This window comes from Cytobacillus sp. EB106-05-05-XG126, from assembly GCF_058791715.1.
Genome location: NZ_JBYTDU010000001.1, coordinates 1,482,490 through 1,501,362, shown reverse-complemented (window position 1 = coordinate 1,501,362; position 18,873 = coordinate 1,482,490). Strand labels below are relative to the sequence as shown.

At 42.7% G+C, this 18,873-nt stretch carries 16 protein-coding genes; all 16 read left to right on the top strand.

Features of this window, described 5'->3' with window-relative positions:
* Positions 1-18: 18 nt before the first annotated feature.
* Positions 19-1,263, top strand: coding sequence for an aspartate kinase (gene dapG, locus AC3WTL_RS07430; RefSeq protein ID WP_248346960.1), 1,245 nt, complete (start codon positions 19-21; stop codon positions 1,261-1,263).
* Between the two features lie 128 nt (positions 1,264-1,391).
* On the top strand, positions 1,392-2,258 hold the full coding sequence (dapA, locus tag AC3WTL_RS07425) for a 4-hydroxy-tetrahydrodipicolinate synthase (protein ID WP_048008976.1): 867 nt from the start codon (positions 1,392-1,394) through the stop codon (positions 2,256-2,258).
* A gap of 197 nt (positions 2,259-2,455) precedes the next feature.
* The gene (locus AC3WTL_RS07420) at positions 2,456-4,123 is read left to right on the top strand and encodes a ribonuclease J (protein WP_248346962.1); all 1,668 of its coding nucleotides are present in this window, start codon (positions 2,456-2,458) and stop codon (positions 4,121-4,123) included.
* Positions 4,124-4,250: 127 nt separating this feature from the next.
* Positions 4,251-5,003: a ClpP family protease gene (locus AC3WTL_RS07415; protein ID WP_076255864.1), complete on the top strand. Its 753-nt coding sequence runs from the start codon at positions 4,251-4,253 to the stop codon at positions 5,001-5,003.
* The gene (locus AC3WTL_RS07410) at positions 5,000-5,221 is read left to right on the top strand and encodes a YlzJ-like family protein (protein ID WP_009330685.1); all 222 of its coding nucleotides are present in this window, start codon (positions 5,000-5,002) and stop codon (positions 5,219-5,221) included. Before AC3WTL_RS07415 ends, AC3WTL_RS07410 begins: the two co-directional genes overlap by 4 nt.
* A gap of 164 nt (positions 5,222-5,385) precedes the next feature.
* Entirely contained in the window at positions 5,386-7,725 is a 2,340-nt protein-coding gene (locus tag AC3WTL_RS07405; RefSeq protein ID WP_492369267.1) for a DNA translocase FtsK, read from the top strand.
* 426 nt (positions 7,726-8,151) lie between these two features.
* Positions 8,152-8,877, top strand: a complete 726-nt coding sequence (locus AC3WTL_RS07400) for a GntR family transcriptional regulator (RefSeq protein WP_048008972.1) — start codon at positions 8,152-8,154, stop codon at positions 8,875-8,877.
* A 71-nt stretch (positions 8,878-8,948) separates the two neighbouring features.
* The gene (locus tag AC3WTL_RS07395; RefSeq protein ID WP_048008971.1) at positions 8,949-10,055 is read left to right on the top strand and encodes a BMP family lipoprotein; all 1,107 of its coding nucleotides are present in this window, start codon (positions 8,949-8,951) and stop codon (positions 10,053-10,055) included.
* Between the two features lie 227 nt (positions 10,056-10,282).
* Positions 10,283-11,818 (top strand): ABC transporter ATP-binding protein, encoded by a 1,536-nt coding sequence (locus AC3WTL_RS07390; protein ID WP_492369266.1) that lies wholly within the window; start codon positions 10,283-10,285, stop codon positions 11,816-11,818.
* Positions 11,811-12,857: an ABC transporter permease gene (locus AC3WTL_RS07385; RefSeq protein ID WP_048008969.1), complete on the top strand. Its 1,047-nt coding sequence runs from the start codon at positions 11,811-11,813 to the stop codon at positions 12,855-12,857. The genes AC3WTL_RS07390 and AC3WTL_RS07385 overlap by 8 nt, the downstream gene beginning before the upstream one ends.
* On the top strand, positions 12,858-13,817 hold the full coding sequence (locus AC3WTL_RS07380) for an ABC transporter permease (RefSeq protein ID WP_222496949.1): 960 nt from the start codon (positions 12,858-12,860) through the stop codon (positions 13,815-13,817).
* A gap of 299 nt (positions 13,818-14,116) precedes the next feature.
* Positions 14,117-15,397: an EF-P 5-aminopentanol modification-associated protein YfmF gene (gene yfmF, locus AC3WTL_RS07375; RefSeq protein WP_492369265.1), complete on the top strand. Its 1,281-nt coding sequence runs from the start codon at positions 14,117-14,119 to the stop codon at positions 15,395-15,397.
* Complete coding sequence (yfmH, locus tag AC3WTL_RS07370) at positions 15,397-16,686, top strand: EF-P 5-aminopentanol modification-associated protein YfmH (protein ID WP_197214892.1); 1,290 nt, start codon at positions 15,397-15,399, stop codon at positions 16,684-16,686. The genes yfmF and yfmH overlap by 1 nt, the downstream gene beginning before the upstream one ends.
* Before the next feature lie 59 nt (positions 16,687-16,745).
* A complete protein-coding gene (gene ymfI, locus AC3WTL_RS07365) occupies positions 16,746-17,468 on the top strand; it encodes an elongation factor P 5-aminopentanone reductase (RefSeq protein WP_222496946.1) in 723 nt (240 codons plus the stop codon).
* A 115-nt stretch (positions 17,469-17,583) separates the two neighbouring features.
* Complete coding sequence (locus AC3WTL_RS07360; protein WP_061791010.1) at positions 17,584-17,841, top strand: DUF3243 domain-containing protein; 258 nt, start codon at positions 17,584-17,586, stop codon at positions 17,839-17,841.
* A gap of 233 nt (positions 17,842-18,074) precedes the next feature.
* On the top strand, positions 18,075-18,866 hold the full coding sequence (locus AC3WTL_RS07355; RefSeq protein WP_035330727.1) for a YmfK family protein: 792 nt from the start codon (positions 18,075-18,077) through the stop codon (positions 18,864-18,866).
* Positions 18,867-18,873: the final 7 nt, after the last annotated feature.

Sequence of the window (18,873 nt, the reverse complement as noted above, 5' to 3'; positions counted from 1 at the left end):
GAGGTTAGAGGTGTTTTAATGAATATCATCGTTCAAAAATATGGAGGCACATCAGTCCGCGACGAGAGTAGCCGCGAGCATGCAGCTAAGCATATCAAAAAAGCGCTGGCAGATGGATACAAGGTTGTTGTCGTTGTTTCGGCAATGGGCCGAAAAGGAGATCCATATGCAACCGACACACTGCTTTCGCTGGTAGAAGGCAATAATACCAAAATCAGCAAACGCGAAACGGATCTGCTCTTATCCTGCGGTGAAGTCATCTCAAGTGTTGTATTTTCAAACATGTTAAAAGAACATGGAATAACAGCAGCAGCTCTGACTGGGGCACAGGCAGGATTTAGAACGAATAATGATCATACTAACGCAAAAATTATCGATATGAAATGCGACAGGCTTTTGAAAGAACTTGAAAATCATGATGTTATCGTGGTTGCAGGATTTCAGGGATCATCAAAAACCGGTGATGTCACAACGATCGGCAGGGGCGGCAGTGATACCTCTGCAGCCGCTCTTGGAGCAGCCCTTAATGCGGAGTGGATAGATATCTTTACTGATGTGGAAGGCATTATGACCGCTGATCCGCGCATTGCTGAAAATGCGCGCCCATTATCAGTGGTCACTTACACAGAGGTCTGCAATATGGCGTATCAGGGTGCTAAGGTTATCCACCCCCGGGCAGTCGAAATAGCCATGCAGGCAAAAATTCCGATCAGAATCCGTTCAACATACTCCGACAGTCTCGGAACACTTGTCACAACCTTGAATAAGAACAGACGCGGAACGGATATTAAAGAGCGTTCGGTAACTGGAATAGCCCATGTTTCCAATGTGACACAAATAAAGGTCCTTGCGAAGAAAGACCAATACGATCTACAGTCTGAGGTCTTTAAAGCCATGGCTAACCAGGGAATCAGTGTTGACTTTATCAATATATATCCTAATGGCGTCAACTACACCGTAACGGAGGAAATGACTGATAAAGCGATTAGTATTTTAAAGGGCCTTGGTCATGATCCGCTGGTTGAAAGAGAGTGTGCAAAGGTTTCGGTTGTCGGAGCTGGGATGCAGGGTGTACCCGGAGTAGCCTCGCGGATCGTTACGGCATTGTCGGACCAGGGAATCCGTATTCTGCAGTCAGCAGACAGCCATACAACAATCTGGGTTCTGGTAAAGCAGGCAGATTTGAAAAAGTCTGTTAATGCATTGCACGATGCTTTCCGCCTGGAAGAAGATTTAGCGGAATATGAGAGAACAGACATTTAAAAATTTTGAAAATAACATGTTTAAAAAGAGGAAGAAAGCCATTCAGCGGTTAACGACGGATTTGTATCCTATGCGACAGATCCGCCCGTTTCTTCCCGATCATTTAAACATCTGCAAGGAGTGTAAACATGGTTCTATTTGGCCGAGTATCAACAGCTATGGTAACACCATTTGATAATAAGGGACATATTGATTTCCCTAAGACGACACAGCTAATCAATCATCTTATTGAAAACGGTACAGATTCTTTAGTCGTTGCCGGGACAACAGGGGAGTCGCCAACACTAACAAAAGAGGAAAAGCTGGCATTATTCAAACATGCAGTGAAAGCAGCTGACAAACGGGTGCCTGTCATTGCCGGCACCGGAAGCAATAATACGTATGAATCCATTGAATTAACGAAAAAAGCAGAGCAAATTGGTGTCGATGCGATCATGATCGTAGCACCATATTACAATAAGCCAAATCAGGAAGGGCTTTACCGTCATTTCAAGGCTATTGCGGAAAGCACGAGCCTCCCGGTAATGGTTTATAATATTCCGGGACGCTCTTCCGTGAATATTCTGCCTGAAACGATTATCCGACTTTCGGAAATCTCTAACATCGCGGCAGTGAAAGAAGCAAGCGGAGATTTGAATGCAATGGCCAAAATTATTGCTAATACGGATGATGATTTTATGCTATACAGCGGTGATGACGGACTTACTCTTCCATGTATGGCAATAGGCGGGACTGGAATTGTTTCTGTTGCTTCGCATGTAATAGGGAATGAAATGCAGGAAATGATCACAGCTTACCTGAATGGTGAAAATGAAAAAGCTGCAAAAATCCATCAAAAAATTCTTCCGATCATGGAAGGGCTTTTTGCTGCCCCAAGCCCAGTGCCTGTAAAAACAGCGCTGCAGCTTAAAGGGCTGGATGTCGGATCCGTCCGTCTTCCAATGGTCCCATTAACAGAACAGGAACGCAGTGCAGTTGCTGCCCTATTTAAATAATTCTTTGCTTGCCAACCAGTGCTTTGCTGGTTGGTTTTATTTTTATAACGCCCAAAACCTAGAGACTATTATTATAAAAAGCCTCAGGAACGCTCAAATAAGCCCATGTATAAATTTGGTTGTCATGGTTTTATGACTTCAAGTATAATATGGATAACTGATCTTGATCGGCTGAACATGCATGGGAGGATAATACATTGAAAAAGAGACAGAATGAAAGCATCAAGCTGGCAGCACTCGGAGGAGTCGGAGAACTTGGGAAAAATATGTATTTGGCAGAGGTGGACGAGGATATATATGTCATCGATGCCGGATTAATGTTCCCTGAAAATGAAATGCTCGGAATTGATATCGTGATACCGGATGTTACATACCTAGTTCAAAACAAGGAAAGAGTAAAAGGAATTTTTCTGACACATGGACACGAGGATCATATTGGAGGCCTGTCTTATGTGCTAGCAAAGGTTAATGTACCTGTTTATGGAACAAAGCTGACTCTGGCGCTGGCTAAAGCCAAAATGAAGGAACAGGAATACAAAGGCAAAGTACAGTTTATTGAAATCAATTCAGATACCAGGGTTGAATTTGATTCGGCAGATGTAACTTTTTTTAGAACGAGCCATAGCATACCGGATAGTGTCGGAGTTGCCATACATACATCAGAGGGTGCAATTGTGTATACCGGCGACTTTAAATTCGATCAGGCAGCGACTGACTTATACAAACCTGAAATCGGCAAAATGGCGCGCTTAGGGGAAGAAGGAGTTCTTTGCCTTCTATCTGACAGTACCGAAGCAGAAAAGCCAGGCTACACAAGCTCAGAATCGAAAGTGGCCAGAGAGCTGACATCTGCATTTTTCGCTGCTAAGGGGAGAGTCATTGCGGCTTCCTTTGCATCTGACTTAATTCGAATACAGCATATTTTTGATGCAGCGAACGAAACTGGCAGGAAAGTGGCAGTGGTCGGCAAAAGTCTGCAGAGAATCTATGACATTGCTCTGCAGCTCGGATATTTGCAAGTAGGAGAAGATGTAATTATTCCTGTTGCTGAGATCGGCAAATACAGTGATGACCAAATCGTGGTTCTTACCACGGGTACACAGGGAGAGCCGATCGAAGCCCTCCAAAAAATGGCGAAGCAGTCCCACAGACAGGTCAATATAAAACATGGAGATACCGTTTTACTTGCTGCATCACCCCTAAGAGGCACTGAGGTATTTATCTTCAAAACGATTGATATGCTGTTTAGGGCTGGCGCTGAGGTTATCCCAGGAAAGGGAACCTTTAATACCTCGAGCCATGGCAGCCAGGAAGAACTTAAATTTATGATTAATCTGATGAGTCCCAAATTCTTCATCCCGGTTCATGGGGAGTACCGAATGCTGAAAGCCCATGCAAAAGTTGCTTTGGAGTGCGGATTATCAAGCGGACAAATTTTTATCCCGGATAAAGGCGATGTAGCAGAAATCAAAGATGGCGCAATCGTTCCCGGAGGAAAAATCCCATCAGGTAATGTGCTGATTGACGGAATTGGTGTCGGCGATGTCGGGAATATTGTCTTAAGAGACCGGAAGCTGCTTTCTCAGGATGGTGTTTTACTGGTAGTAGTTACTCTTAATAAAAAAGAAAAGAAAATCTCAGCTGGCCCTGAAATTATTACAAGAGGATTTGTGTATGTCAGGGAATCAGAAAAGCTTCTTGAGGAAGCTGTAAAAATAGTAAGAGAAACGGTAGAACAAAACCTTGCCAGAGAAGCGTTTGACTGGTCAGGAATTAAGCAGGATATGCGTGACAGCCTGAATCAGTATCTTTATGAAAAAACAAAACGCAGACCAATGATCCTTCCGATTCTTATGGAGGGATAACAGTCAGAACACAGCCCGCATCGATTGCCGGGCTGTTTTTTTTGCTCTTTCCCCTCATGCAATATTGCGCATGAAAAATGATCACGCGTTCATACTAACAATATATTGCTTGAAGGGAGAAATAAGGATGGAAAACGATTTGAAAAATACCCGCAATGAGGGCGGAGAAGGGCAAGAACAGCCGAAAGAGGATAAACCTTCTGCCCTTATGGAAAAAATTCAGCAGCTTGGACAGACAAATGTGCCGCAGCTGTCTCAGGATTCCAAAATTCACTGCTTGACCATTGTCGGACAGGTGGAAGGGCATCTTCAGCTTCCGCCGCAAAATAAGACAACAAAATATGAGCATTTAATCCCTCAGATCGTTGCGATTGAGCAAAACCCAAAAATAGAAGGTCTTCTGGTTATCTTGAATACTGTTGGCGGCGATGTGGAGGCCGGGCTGGCAATATCAGAAATGCTTGCCTCATTGTCTAAGCCAACAGTCTCCATTGTCCTTGGAGGCGGCCATTCCATTGGTGTTCCTATTGCGGTATCATGCGATTATTCCTTTATTGCAGAAACAGCTACGATGACCATCCACCCTATCAGACTGACCGGACTGGTAATCGGTGTGCCGCAAACGTTTGAGTATATGGATAAAATGCAGGATCGGGTAATTAATTTTGTAACAAAGCATTCCAATATATCCGAACAGAAATTTAAAGACCTGATGTTTGATAAGGGCAACCTGACCAGGGATATAGGGACGAATGTGGTCGGCAGGGATGCTGTTGAATATGGACTGATTGATGAAGTAGGCGGGGTGGGGCCTGCGCTTGCAAAGCTGAATGAGCTGATTGATATGAATAAACCAAAAGAAGAAGTGATGGTTCAATGATCCTCTATACTATGATGCCGCAAGAACTCATTTACCAAAATGAACAGGACGATTTCGGCAAGCAGAAAATTGTTTCATATGAAGGAATCCCTCTCCTTGTTGAAATGAATGCAGGACAAGAATGCCGCATTTTAAGAATTATGAGCAGTGATCCTACCCATTATATGGATGAAAGGTACACTCCTGGATCCATGATAACTTTAACGCAGTTAAGCTGATAAAACCTTTCAAAAAACAACTTAATTTAGAATCGTTATGATATAATAAAAGTAACATTAGAAGCAGCCAAAAAATGGCTGCTTCTTCTTTCATAACAGACATGATGTATTACATAATGGAATTTTGATGATGCTGTTAATAAGAACAATGATAAGGTGATAATATGGCCAAAAGAAAGAAAAGAAAGTCTAAAAAGAACGAAACATTGAAACGGACGATGAAATTTGAACTAATTGCCCTGATTCTGCTGGCACTTGCGGTAATATCAATTGCCAGGCTCGGAGCTGTCGGGAATGCAACCGTGCTTTTTTTCCGTTTCTTTATGGGAGAATGGTACATGCTCAGCCTGATTGGACTCGTAATCTTTTCAGGTTATCTGATGTGGAAGAGGGCACACCCTTACCTGTTCCACACTAAATTAATCGGTATTTATCTTATCATCAGCTCCCTTCTGCTGTTGAGTCATGTTACTTTATTTCAGCTTCTCTCAAATGGAGGGAAGTTTGATGATCCGAGTGTAATAGCCAATACGTGGGAACTATTCCGGATGGAAGTCCGTGGAGAAACAAGCACAACCGATTTAGGGGGCGGAATGCTTGGGGCTATTTTTTTCGCCCTCTTTTATTATCTTTTTGATGAAGCAGGTTCAAAAATTGTAGCCTTTTTATTAATTATTATCGGTTTTGTTCTTATGACAGGAAAAACATTCGGAGATGCTGCAGGGAAAATGATGGCCGCAATTCTTAATTTCTTCAAGAAACAATGGGCAGCTTTTATAGATGATATGAAAGAATGGAAACAAAAAGGCAGAGAAAGACGAGAAGAAAGGCAGTCAAGAAGAGAAGAAGAACAGCGCGCTCTTCAGAATGAAGAAGAACCTGAGACAGTGATAACGATCAATAATTCTTCTGAACCGGTATCTGAACCAACCCCCGAACCCATTATATCAAGCTTTGCCGAAAGAGCTTATCAGGAGGATCCCCGGGAAGCGGCTTCTGATCAGCCTCAGGAAACGGGAGTCACAGAGCCGGAGGATGAAAATGCGCCGCCAATCACGTTTACAGAAGTGGAAAACAAAGACTACGAGCTGCCACCTATCAGGCTTTTAAAACTGCCCAGGCAAACTGATCAAAGCGGTGAATATGAGCTAATCCACGCGAATGCTGCTAAGCTCGAAAGAACATTTCAGAGTTTTGGAGTAAAAGCAAGGGTGACACAGGTTCATTTAGGCCCGGCTGTTACCAAGTATGAGGTCCATCCTGATGTTGGGGTAAAGGTAAGCAAAATCGTTAGTCTGAATGATGATTTGGCACTTGCACTGGCAGCAAAGGATATCCGAATCGAAGCACCTATCCCGGGTAAATCGGCTATTGGAATAGAAGTCCCTAACTCTGAAGTGGCGATGGTTTCTCTAAGGGAAGTAATTGAATCCAAACAAAATGACAAGCCGGACTCCAAGCTTATGATCGGGCTTGGCCGTGATATAACCGGAGAAGCTGTCCTCGCAGAACTTAACAAAATGCCCCATCTTCTTGTTGCCGGCGCGACAGGAAGCGGGAAGAGTGTTTGCATTAACGGAATCATTACCAGCATTTTGATGAGGGCAAAACCACATGAAGTAAAATTAATGATGATTGACCCTAAAATGGTGGAATTGAATGTTTACAATGGGGTGCCTCATTTACTGGCGCCGGTTGTGACAAATCCGAAGAAAGCTGCTCAGGCGCTGCAGAAAGTTGTAAGTGAGATGGAAAGGCGCTATGAGCTGTTCTCGCATACTGGCACAAGGAATATCGAAGGCTACAATGAGTATGTAAAAAGGCATAATGCCGAAGAGGAAGCACAGCAGCCCCTCCTGCCGTATATTGTTGTTATAGTGGACGAGCTTGCAGACTTAATGATGGTGGCATCCTCCGATGTCGAAGACGCAATCACTCGCCTTGCTCAAATGGCACGGGCAGCAGGCATTCATTTAATCATCGCAACTCAGCGTCCGTCAGTGGATGTTATCACAGGTGTAATTAAAGCAAATATACCTTCAAGAATTGCGTTTGCTGTTTCATCAATGACAGATTCAAGGACCATCCTGGATATGGGCGGAGCGGAAAAACTTCTGGGAAGAGGAGATATGCTTTTCCTTCCAGTTGGTGCTTCAAAACCAGTCCGTGTACAGGGTGCCTTTCTGTCAGATGAAGAAGTTGAAGAAATAGTGGACTTTGTCATCGGCCAGCAGAAGGCACAATATCAGGAAGAAATGATCCCAGAGGATATACCGGAAGCTGCAGGAGAAGTGGATGATGATCTTTATGAAGAAGCTGTTGAATTGATATTGGAAATGCAGACTGCTTCTGTATCCATGCTTCAGAGGAGATTCAGGATTGGCTATACCAGAGCGGCAAGGCTGATTGATGAAATGGAAGCAAGGGGGATTGTCGGACCATATGAAGGCAGCAAGCCAAGATCTGTGCTCCAGGGCAAGCCTTCGGAAGAAGCAAGCTCTTAAAATTAATAAGCATGACATATTTAAAAATGGCCTGTCTGCGGACGGCCATTTTTTAATGTATCAGGAAGATATATGTGTAAAATAAGGACAATAAAAAAATACAGTTCAATATGCCATACTACTAAAAGCGCTTACATAAAATGAAAGAGGTATGGTACTTTCAACTCATTACAAAATTGGGTTTATTAACTGGTGCATTTTTAGCAGGAAACTTAAATGTAATCGTTTTCAAAGTAGTATTATACCAGAAAAAAAGAATTGGTACAGAAGGATTCACAAACATTTTTTTCTTTTCACCTTTTTTCGACAAATTGATAAATTTCTATTTCTTTATTGGGTAAAAAGTGTTATAGTATTTTCGATTAGTAGGAATGATTGAACATCAGAGGTCTGATGTCTTGAGAACTGAAGTTGGAGGAACCCTGCATGTCTATTAAGTCAGATAACCGGCATTTATATTTGCAAGTCATCGATCGATTAAAACAAGACATTGAAGATGGAGTGTATAAAGAAAAAGAAAAGCTTCCGTCCGAATTTGATCTTGCCAAACAGCTTGGTGTCAGCAGAGCCACACTGCGGGAGGCGCTGCGCATTCTTGAAGAAGAAAACGTTATCATCCGCCGTCACGGTGTAGGCACCTTTGTCAATGCAAAGCCGCTATTTACATCCGGCATCGAACAGCTTAATAGTGTCACAAACATGATTTTGCAGGCAGGGATGAAACCGGGAACTGTTTTCTTGAGTTCTGTAACTTTGGGACCGACTGAAGATGATATCCGCAGATTCTCATGTGCTTTAGACCAGGAAATTGCCGTGATTGAGCGGGTTAGAACAGCCAATGGTGAACCGGTCGTTTATTGTGTGGATAAAGTTCCTGAAAATATTCTTCCGGACACGTTTTCCCACGAACAAGAGTCGATTCTTAAAATGCTTGAAGAAGAGGCAAACCGGAAAATCACTTATGCTGTTGCCCAAATAGAGCCTATTGGCTATCACGAAAAAATTTCCCCAATTCTGGAATGTGACCCGGAAACTGCACTGCTTGTATTAAAGCAGATGCATTTCGATGAAGCGGATACTCCGATTCTTTATTCGGTCAATTATTTCAGAGCTGATAAGTTCAGTTTTCATGTCCTCAGAAAGAGAATCTAGCTTTTGGGGATGCACGAAAACACATCATTCATTCCGCTAATGCAAAAACAATTTCTTAGGGGGTACCAACCTTGAAAAAGCGTAAATTTGGATTGGCGCTATCTTTAGTTCTTGCTGCTGGAACAATTCTGGGTGCTTGCGGTAAAAGTGAAGAAAAAGGCGGAGAAACAGCTGGCGGAGACGATAAAGAAAAAGCATTCTCTGTAGCGATGGTAACAGATGTCGGCGGTGTAGATGATAAATCATTTAACCAATCTGCTTGGGAAGGTTTAAAAGCATTTGGTGACGAAAATGGACTTGAAAAAGGAAAAGGCGGATTTGACTATCTTCAATCACAGTCAGATGCTGACTATTCTACAAACCTTAATACATTAGCACGTCAGGACTTTGATCTTGTTTTTGGAATCGGTTTCTTAATGGAAGGTGCAATCAATGAGATTGCTCAGCAGCAAAAAGATTCTCATTTCGGCATCGTTGACGCGGTCGTAGATCAGCCGAACGTAGCAAGCATTATGTTTAAAGAGCAGGAAGCTGCATTCCTTGCAGGTGTTGCTGCAGCAAATGCAACTAAAGAAAACAAAATCGGTTTCATCGGCGGTATGGAAATTCCGGTTATCGAGCGTTTTGAGTCTGGATTCCTTGCTGGTGTTCAAGCTGTAAACCCTGATATTAAAGTAGAAGTTCAATATGCTGGAGCATTTGATAAAGCTGAATTAGGTCAGACAATTGCTTCTAAAATGTACTCTTCTGGCGTAGATGTAATTTTCCACGCTGCCGGCGGAACTGGAAACGGCCTTTTCAAGGAAGCTCGTGACCTTAAAAAGAAAGACCCGGCAAGAGAACTTTGGGCAATCGGTGTTGACTCAGATCAGACAGCTGAAGGTGTAGTAGAAATCGATGGCAAAGAGCACAATGTAATCCTTACATCCGCTCTTAAGCGTGTAGACAATGCTGTTAAGGACCTTTCTACAAAGGCTAAAGACGGCAGCTTCCCTGGTGGAGAAACAACTACTTACGGATTGGCAGAAGACGGTGTAGGCCTTGCTCCTATCAACCCGGAAGTATCTGCGAAAGCAGAAATCGAAGGTGCAGTTAAAGAATGGCAGGAAAAGATCAAGAATGGTGATCTGACTGTTCCATCTTCAAAAGATGAACTGGCTTCTTTCTCAGTTGAATAATTAACTTTAAGGAATAAGCAGGTTGCACTGCGGCCTCTTATTCCTTTTTTAAAAGTTTAATTGAAGGACAGAATAAATTCTGTATTTCACTTAGATTTTTAATGAAATAATTCTAATTTCATATTACTTAGAAACTTGGCTTTATGGCCAGGTTTTTCTAAGAAATCCCAAGGTCTGACCTCTAACTACTAATAATTTCCTTATATTTTGAGCAAGGAGTGAAACAAATGGATTATGTTATTGAAATGCTCAACATTCGCAAGGAGTTTCCTGGAATCGTTGCAAATGATAATATCACGCTTCAGCTGAAACCAGGTGAAATTCATGCGCTGCTTGGCGAAAATGGTGCAGGCAAGTCAACGTTAATGAACGTCCTTTTTGGCCTGTATCAGCCTGAAAAGGGTGAAATTAAAGTTAAAGGAAAACCGGTGCGCATCACCGATCCTAATATAGCAAACGACCTGGGCATCGGGATGGTCCACCAGCATTTCATGCTTGTTGACCGTTTCACTGTCACTGAAAATATTATTCTGGGAAAAGAAACAACCACAGGCGGAAAAATAGATATTAAAAAGGCTGAGAAGGAAGTCAGGGAGATTTCCGAGCGATATGGACTTGCGGTCAACCCTCAGGCGAAAATTTCCGATATTTCAGTAGGAATGCAGCAGCGAGTGGAGATCTTAAAGACTCTATATCGGGGTGCTGAAATCCTTATTTTTGATGAGCCTACTGCTGTTCTGACTCCGCAGGAAATTAAAGAGTTAATTCAGATTATGAAAACTTTAATTCAGGAAGGCAAATCTATTATTCTTATCACTCACAAGCTGAAGGAAATCATGGAAGTGTGTGATCGGGTAACGGTTATCCGCAAAGGAGTTGGAATCGGTACTGTTAATGTCACTGAAACGAACCCGAATGAACTTGCCAGCTTAATGGTGGGAAGGGAAGTCACTTTTAAAACGGATAAAACAGCCTCGAAGCCGCAGGAGCAGGTGCTTGAGATTCATGACTTAAATGTGAAAGATTCACGGGGTCTTGGTGTTGTTAATAACCTTAACCTCAATGTACGGGCAGGTGAAATTGTTGGTATTGCCGGTGTAGACGGGAATGGACAGTCAGAATTAATTGAAGCGATCACTGGCTTGAGGAAATCTGAAAGCGGTTCAATTAAATTGAATGGCAAAGAAATTGTGAATATGTCTCCTCGTAAAGTTACGGAGACTGGTGTAGGGCATATCCCTCAGGACCGTCATAAGCATGGACTTGTCCTTGATTTTCCAATCGGAGAAAATATGGTTCTGCAAACCTATTACAAAGCGCCATTCTCAAAAAAAGGTGTTCTGAACTTTAAAGAAATATATAGTAAAGCAACAAAGCTGATTAAAGAATTTGACGTCAGAACCCCAAGTGAATATACACTTGCAAGGGCACTTTCCGGCGGTAACCAGCAGAAAGCCATAATCGGACGTGAAATTGACCGCAACCCGGATCTCCTGATCGCTGCTCAGCCGACACGGGGCCTGGATGTTGGAGCAATTGAATACATTCACAAGCGTCTGATTGAACAGCGTGACCAGGGGAAAGCAGTGCTGCTTATTTCATTCGAATTGGATGAAATTATGAATGTCAGCGACCGGATCGCTGTTATTTATGAGGGTGAAATTGTATCAGTAGTTGACCCTAAACAAACAACTGAACAAGAATTAGGTTTATTGATGGCCGGTTCTAAACGGAAGGAAGCGGGTGGCGAAAACCATGTCTAATCGCATGAAGAACATTGTCGTACCTCTAGTTGCCGTTCTGCTCGGGGTATTAGTAGGTACAATCATTATGATAGCAACTGGATATAATGCCGGATCTGCATTTATTGCATTATGGAACGGTGCTTTTGGTGAAATCTACTACACTGGTGAAGTAGTCAGACAGGTCACACCTTATATTCTGGCCGGTTTGGCAGTTGCATTTGCTTTCCGTACAGGCTTATTTAATATCGGTGTTGAAGGACAGCTGATCGTCGGATGGCTTGCAGCTGTTTGGGTAGGGGTTGCATTTGAACTTCCAAAATTCATTCATCTCCCGCTCGCGGTTCTCGCAGCTGCAGCGGCTGGCGCGCTTTGGGCATTCATACCGGGCCTTTTGAAAGCCAAGTTCAAAGTGCATGAAGTAATTGTCACGATCATGATGAACTATGTGGCCTTGCATGTAACCAACTATATTATCCGTACGGTTCTTTCAGAAAAAAGTGACCGGACCGAGATGATTGCAGAATCTGCATCATTGCGTTCCCCGTTTCTTGAGGGATTAACTGATTATTCTCGTCTGCATTGGGGAATTTTAATTGCTTTAGCATGTGTGTTTATTATGTGGTTCCTATTAGAAAAAACATCGAAGGGATACGAATTGCGCGCTGTAGGCTTTAACCAGCATGCATCTGAATATGCGGGCATGAGCGTCAGCAAAAATATCATTCTATCAATGGTCATCTCAGGAGCATTTGCAGGCCTTGCCGGTGCGATGGAAGCATTGGGTACATTCGGCTATGCAGCCATTAAGGGCGGCTTTACGGGAGTAGGTTTTGACGGTATTGCGGTAGCACTCTTAGGCGGGAATGGGCCAATTGGAATTATTTTTGCAGCATTGCTATTCGGAAGCTTGAAGGTCGGCGCCTTAAACATGCCGCTTGAAGCTGGAGTTCCTAATGAACTTGTTGATATTATCATTGCACTTATCGTGTTCTTTGTTGCAGCAAGCTATATGATTCGCATCTTTATTGACCGTATCAGCAAAAAGGGGGTGAAGTAAGTGGGCTTAATGGAGATCTTATTAATTATTATTCCATCAACTTTGCTTTGGGCAGCCCCGCTTATTTTCACTGGATTGGGCGGAAACTTCTCAGAGAGCTCCGGTGTTGTAAATATTGGTTTAGAAGGCTTAATGGTAATTGGAGCATTCACTGCCATTGTTTTTAACCTTACGTTTGTTGATGTATTTGGCAGCATGACTCCGTGGGTTGCATTACTCGCAGCTATGGTTGTTGGAGCTCTATTATCCATCCTGCATGCCGTTGCTTCTATTACGTTTAGAGCTGACCAGGTTGTGTCAGGGGTTGCGATTAACCTTCTGGCAATTGGTGCAGCACTGTTCCTGGTTAAATTCATTTATGGAAAAGGTCAGACAGATATCATTCAAAAAGGATTCAGCAAAGTGGATATTCCATTTTTGAGTGACATACCTATTATCGGTAAATTGTTCTTCTCAAACACTTATTATACTTCATTCGCTGCCATTGCCGTTGCATTTCTAGCCTGGTTTGTGATGTTTAAGACTCCATTCGGGCTAAGGCTTCGGGCGGTTGGTGAACACCCAATGGCTGCGGATACAATGGGTATCAATGTAACAAGGATGAGATACATTGGGGTATTAATCTCAGGAGCCCTTGCAGGAATAGGCGGCGGCGTGTATGCACAATCGATTTCTTCAGACTTCGGGCATGCGACCATCAGCGGCCAGGGCTTTATGGCTCTGGCGGCACTGATCTTTGGTAAGTGGCATCCGCTTGGTGTTATGGGTGCGGCTTTGTTCTTCGGATTTGCACAAAGCTTGAGCATCATCGGCTCCAGCCTTCCATTCCTTGAGAATATTCCAAATGTCTATCTTCTCATTGCACCATATGTTTTAACGATTCTGGCATTAACGGGTTTCATCGGACGCGCGGACGCTCCAAAAGCATCTGGTACTCCTTATATAAAAGGAAAACGTTAACACAAAAAGCCTCATTTCTTTTCGGAAATGGGGCTTTTTATTGTTCAGATTCTTATTGAAAACCATTTAGTCATACCTAATTCAAGGACAAGCGGCTATCATTTATAAAAAATATATAAACCTTCCAATACAGCCAATAACTTGAAATAAAGAAATAGGGCAAGGTATAGTAAGAATATGATTTATTACAAAGGATATTATAGAAGATAGCAGCAAAGTGTTTACATACAGGGGATGCTCCCTTTTTTTACAATTGACCGTACTTTGGACTCATCAATCTACTGACAGGAGGAAAAGACATGGCCGTAATCTCTGAATCCGTAAAAGCCATGAATGGCTATAAGCTTCACGTGGTTAAAACAGAGAAATATAAAACCAATACCCTGGTTTGGAAAATGAAAGCCCCGCTTGAAAAGAGTACAGTTACATTAAGATCCCTATTGCCTCATGTATTGCAGAGCAGCAGTTCGTCCTACCCTTCAACCGGAAAGTTGCGGGCTTACCTTGATGAATTATATGGTGCAACGCTTTTCGTCGATTTGGCGAAAAAGGGCGAGTATCATGTCATTACCATTTCAGTTGAAATCGCAAACGAAAAATTTCTTTCAGATCCAACGCCTCTTTTGAAAAAAGCGTTCCAGTTTTTAGCGGAAATCCTGACAAAGCCAAATGTGCATGAAGGCGCTTTTGACGAGGGTACAGTTGAAAAAGAAAAAAGGACGCTTAAACAGCGAATTCAATCAGTTTACGATGATAAAATGCGCTATTCCAATTTCCGGCTTGTTCAGGAAATGTGCAAAGATGAGCCGTATGCACTGCATGTGCATGGCGAGAAAGATGATGTGGACAATATCACTCCTCAAAGACTTTATGAATATTATCAGCAGGCATTGGCACAGGATGAGCTTGATTTATATGTTATAGGTGACGTGGAAGAGGCAGATGCCGAATCCTATGCAGGTGAGCTTTTAACTTTTGAAAAGAGATCACCTCAGACAGCGCCAGCATCCTCTGGTAGAACGAAGGAATCTGTAAACGAAGTCCGGGAAGAACAGGATGTGAAGCAGGGGAAACTCAATATCGGCTACCGGACAAATGTCGTGTACGGTGATCCGGAATATTATGCGCTTCAGGTATTCAATGGAATCTTCGGAGGTTTTTCTCATTCAAAACTGTTTTTGAATGTCCGGGAAAAAGCCAGTCTCGCATACTATGTAGCCAGCCGCCTGGAAAGCCATAAAGGGTTAATGATGGTGATGTCCGGAATCGATAACAGCAACTATGACCAGGCAGTGAGTATTATTAAAAAACAACTGGAAGCTATGAAGAATGGTGACTTTACAGAACAGGAAATGGAACAGACCAAAGCAGTCATAAAAAATCAGCTTCTGGAGACTGTTGATACAGCACGCGGAATTGTCGAAGTCCTTTACCATAATGTTGTGTCAGGAAGAGAAATTACCCTTCAAACCTGGATGGATGAAATGGATAAAGTAACAAAAGAGGAAATTGCCGCGACAGCCAAGAAGGTCAGTTTGGACACTGTGTATTTTCTGACAGGAAAGGAGGCGGGCAAGTAATGGATAAAATCACTTTTGACCAGCTTCAGGAAGAGCTGTATTATGAAAAACTTGAAAATGGGCTGGATGTATATATCTTGCCGAAAAAAGGATTTAACAAGACGTATGCCACTTTTACGACGAAATATGGTTCAATTGACAATCATTTCCTGCCCCCTGGAAAAGAAGAGTATGTAAAAGTTCCGGATGGGATAGCCCATTTTTTGGAGCATAAGCTTTTTGAGAAAGAAGACGGGGATGTGTTCCAGCAATTCAGCAAGCAGGGAGCATCAGCTAATGCTTTTACATCTTTCACCAGGACAGCTTATCTATTTTCCAGCACGTCCAATGTAGAGATGAACCTTGAAACGCTGATTGATTTTGTGCAGGACCCTTATTTTACAGAAAAGACTGTTGAAAAAGAGAAAGGAATCATCGGACAGGAAATCACCATGTATGATGACAATCCTGACTGGCGCTTATATTTTGGCCTGATCGAAAATATGTTCAAAAACCATCCTGTTAAAATCGATATCGCAGGTACGATCGAATCCATTTCCCATATCACGAAAGATATGCTGTATGAATGCTATGAAACTTTCTACCACCCAAGCAATATGCTGCTGTTCATAGTCGGACCAGTTGATCCGGATCAGATCATGACTCAGGTGAGGGATAACCAAAGCAAGAAGGATTATAAAGAGATGGCGGAAATCAAACGCCAAGTCGAAGGAGAGCCTTCTGAAGCGGCCAAGAAGAAAAAAGTTCTTGAGATGAATGTCCAGACCTCAAAGTGCCTGGTTGGGATAAAGAGCAGTACTGCAAATCAGTCAGGCAAAGAAATGCTTAAAAATGAGCTTAGTCTGAATGTGCTGCTCGATATCTTATTCGGTAAAAGCTCTGAGCAGTACAGCACACTGTACAGTGAAGGGTTAATTGATGACACATTCTCCTTTGATTATACACAGGAGCAGGGTTTTGGATTTGCCATGGTGGGCGGAGACACAAACGATCCTGACCGTTTGGCTGAAACACTGCAAAAGATGCTCCTGGATGCAAGGGAAAAGGGAACTATTTCACAGGAAACACTTGATCGGACAAAAAAGAAGAAAATAGGCGCATTCCTGCGGGCTGTCAATTCACCGGAATATATCGCCAATCAATTTACCCGGTATGCTTTTAATGAAATGGATTTATTTGATGTTGTGCCGACCCTCGAAAGCATCACTCTTGATGATGTGGAAAATGCGGCTGGTAATTTGATAAGTGAAGAACGGTTTACGGTTTGCCAGGTTGTCCCTAAGAAATAACAAGCAGTTTCAGCAGAGCGCCATTAAATGGCGCTTTGCTTTTTTCGGGAGGATATGAAATGAAGAAATTTGCATTAATAACTGGAGCGAGCGGAGGAATCGGCCAGGCAGTCAGTGTCAAACTGGCAGAAGAAGGCTATTCGCTTTATTTGCATTACAATCATAATATGGAGGGGATCAACAGGCTTCTGGACCGCCTGCAAAGGTTTGGCGGAGAATATATTCCGATCCAGGCAGACCTGTCTGTACCAGGCGGGTATAAAAAAATTATTCCTGACATATTTTCACTTGATGCCATTATTCATAATAGCGGAACAGCTCAATATGGACTTCTTACTGAAATACAGCAAGCGGAAATGGAAGCTCTAATGAACCTCCATGTGACCTCGCCGCTTCTCCTGACGAAAGAGCTTTTGCCGAAATTTTTAACAAAGGGGGGCGGAAATATTATAGTCGTTTCTTCGATATGGGGCCAAACGGGTGCCGCTTGTGAAGTTGCATACTCGGCTGCAAAGGGTGCACAAATTGCTTTTGCAAAGGCATTAAGCAAGGAGGTTGCCCTTAGTGGGGTAAGGGTCAATGCTATTGCCCCGGGTGCCGTTGAGACGGCCATGCTGAAGGATTTTACCGAAGAAGAGCTTAATGCTGTAAAAAGTGAAATTCCTATGGGCAGGCTTGCCTTGCCTGCTGACATAGCCAACGCCATTTCCTTTCTTCTTTCAGAAAAGGCCTCGTATATTACCGGGCAGGTTATGGCAGTGAATGGCGGCTGGTATACGTAACTGCCAATCGTTCAAAGAAGTGTCACATATTTTTTGAGTCATGTCTAAGTGCATGCATATTTTATTCAGCCCCTAAGCACAATATAATTGTACAACATTTAAAGGAGGCAAAATTATGTCTGTACTAGAAAATTGGCAGCAATGGAAAGATTTCCTTGGCGATCGTCTTCATCAGGGGATGGATCAGGGAATGAATAAGGAAACAGTAAATGACCTTGCTTATCAAATCGGCGATTATTTAGCCAAGCAAGTGGAGCCAAAGAATGATCAGGAAAAAATCCTGGCTGATCTCTGGTCTGTAGCAAGTCCTGATGAGCAGCATGCCATAGCCAATATGATGGTAAAGCTTGTTCAGAACGACGGTACCCGCTAAGAAAATAATAGTAAAAAGCGAAAAGAGAGGATTGCCTCTCTTTTCGCTTTTTCCCCAAAACATTTCCTTCCCGCCCAAACGGGTTTTTCCTTTCATATTGGCAAAAAATCATATATTATAGAACCTAGATGAAAATTTAGGATAAGTTTAATAAAATTTTACATACCAAAATGAGTTGCTTATATATAAAAAATGCGCAAATACATGCGCATCATGCAGGAGGAGGTTTTCCGGTGGAGAAAACAGAATGGTATTTGGAATATGAAATCCAAAAGAATCGTCCCGGCTTGCTTGGTGATATTTCTTCCCTGCTGGGTATGCTTTCCATTAATATTGTCACGATCAATGGTGTGGATGAAGGCCGCAGAGGGTTGCTGATCTTGGCTAAAGACCATGAACAGATTGAGCGTCTAAAGTCCATTCTTAATACGATGGACACAATTAAAGTGATTAAGCTCCGGGAGCCTAAGCTGAGGGACCGACTGGCGGTGCGTCATGGCAGATATATTCAAAGGGATGCAGACGATAAAAAAACGTTCAGGTTCGTCAGGGACGAGCTTGGGCTGTTGGTTGATTTCATGGCCGAATTATTTAAACAGGAAGGGCACAAGCTAATAGGAATCAGGGGAATGCCTCGGGTTGGTAAAACAGAATCCATAGTCGCTTCAAGTGTCTGTGCGAACAAACGCTGGTTATTTGTATCATCCACGCTGCTAAAGCAGACGATACGAAATCAGCTGATTGAGGATGAATATAATGAAGACAACTTGTTCATAATAGACGGAATTGTCTCAACCAGACGTGCAAACGAACGGCACTGGCAGCTCGTCCGGGAAATTATGCGCCTCCCGGCAGTCAAGGTAGTAGAGCATCCCGATATTTTTGTGCAAAATACTGAATACTCTCTTAATGATTTTGATTATATTATTGAGCTTCGTCACGACCATGATGAAGAGATAACATATGATGTGGTAGAGAAGAACAATATGTTCTCTGAATCTGACTTTGGAGGCTTTGATTTTTAGTAAGTTG

What these genes read in the sequence shown, in the direction of transcription:
- dapG (WP_248346960.1), top strand. Translation starts at nt 19, where the DNA reads ATGAATATCATCGTTCAAAAATATGGAGGCACATCAGTCCGCGACGAG.
- dapA (WP_048008976.1), top strand. Translation starts at nt 1,392, where the DNA reads ATGGTTCTATTTGGCCGAGTATCAACAGCTATGGTAACACCATTTGAT.
- AC3WTL_RS07415 (WP_076255864.1), top strand. Translation starts at nt 4,251, where the DNA reads ATGGAAAACGATTTGAAAAATACCCGCAATGAGGGCGGAGAAGGGCAA.
- AC3WTL_RS07410 (WP_009330685.1), top strand. Translation starts at nt 5,000, where the DNA reads ATGATCCTCTATACTATGATGCCGCAAGAACTCATTTACCAAAATGAA.
- AC3WTL_RS07405 (WP_492369267.1), top strand. Translation starts at nt 5,386, where the DNA reads ATGGCCAAAAGAAAGAAAAGAAAGTCTAAAAAGAACGAAACATTGAAA.
- AC3WTL_RS07400 (WP_048008972.1), top strand. Translation starts at nt 8,152, where the DNA reads ATGTCTATTAAGTCAGATAACCGGCATTTATATTTGCAAGTCATCGAT.
- AC3WTL_RS07390 (WP_492369266.1), top strand. Translation starts at nt 10,283, where the DNA reads ATGGATTATGTTATTGAAATGCTCAACATTCGCAAGGAGTTTCCTGGA.
- AC3WTL_RS07385 (WP_048008969.1), top strand. Translation starts at nt 11,811, where the DNA reads ATGTCTAATCGCATGAAGAACATTGTCGTACCTCTAGTTGCCGTTCTG.
- yfmF (WP_492369265.1), top strand. Translation starts at nt 14,117, where the DNA reads ATGGCCGTAATCTCTGAATCCGTAAAAGCCATGAATGGCTATAAGCTT.
- yfmH (WP_197214892.1), top strand. Translation starts at nt 15,397, where the DNA reads ATGGATAAAATCACTTTTGACCAGCTTCAGGAAGAGCTGTATTATGAA.
- ymfI (WP_222496946.1), top strand. Translation starts at nt 16,746, where the DNA reads ATGAAGAAATTTGCATTAATAACTGGAGCGAGCGGAGGAATCGGCCAG.
- AC3WTL_RS07360 (WP_061791010.1), top strand. Translation starts at nt 17,584, where the DNA reads ATGTCTGTACTAGAAAATTGGCAGCAATGGAAAGATTTCCTTGGCGAT.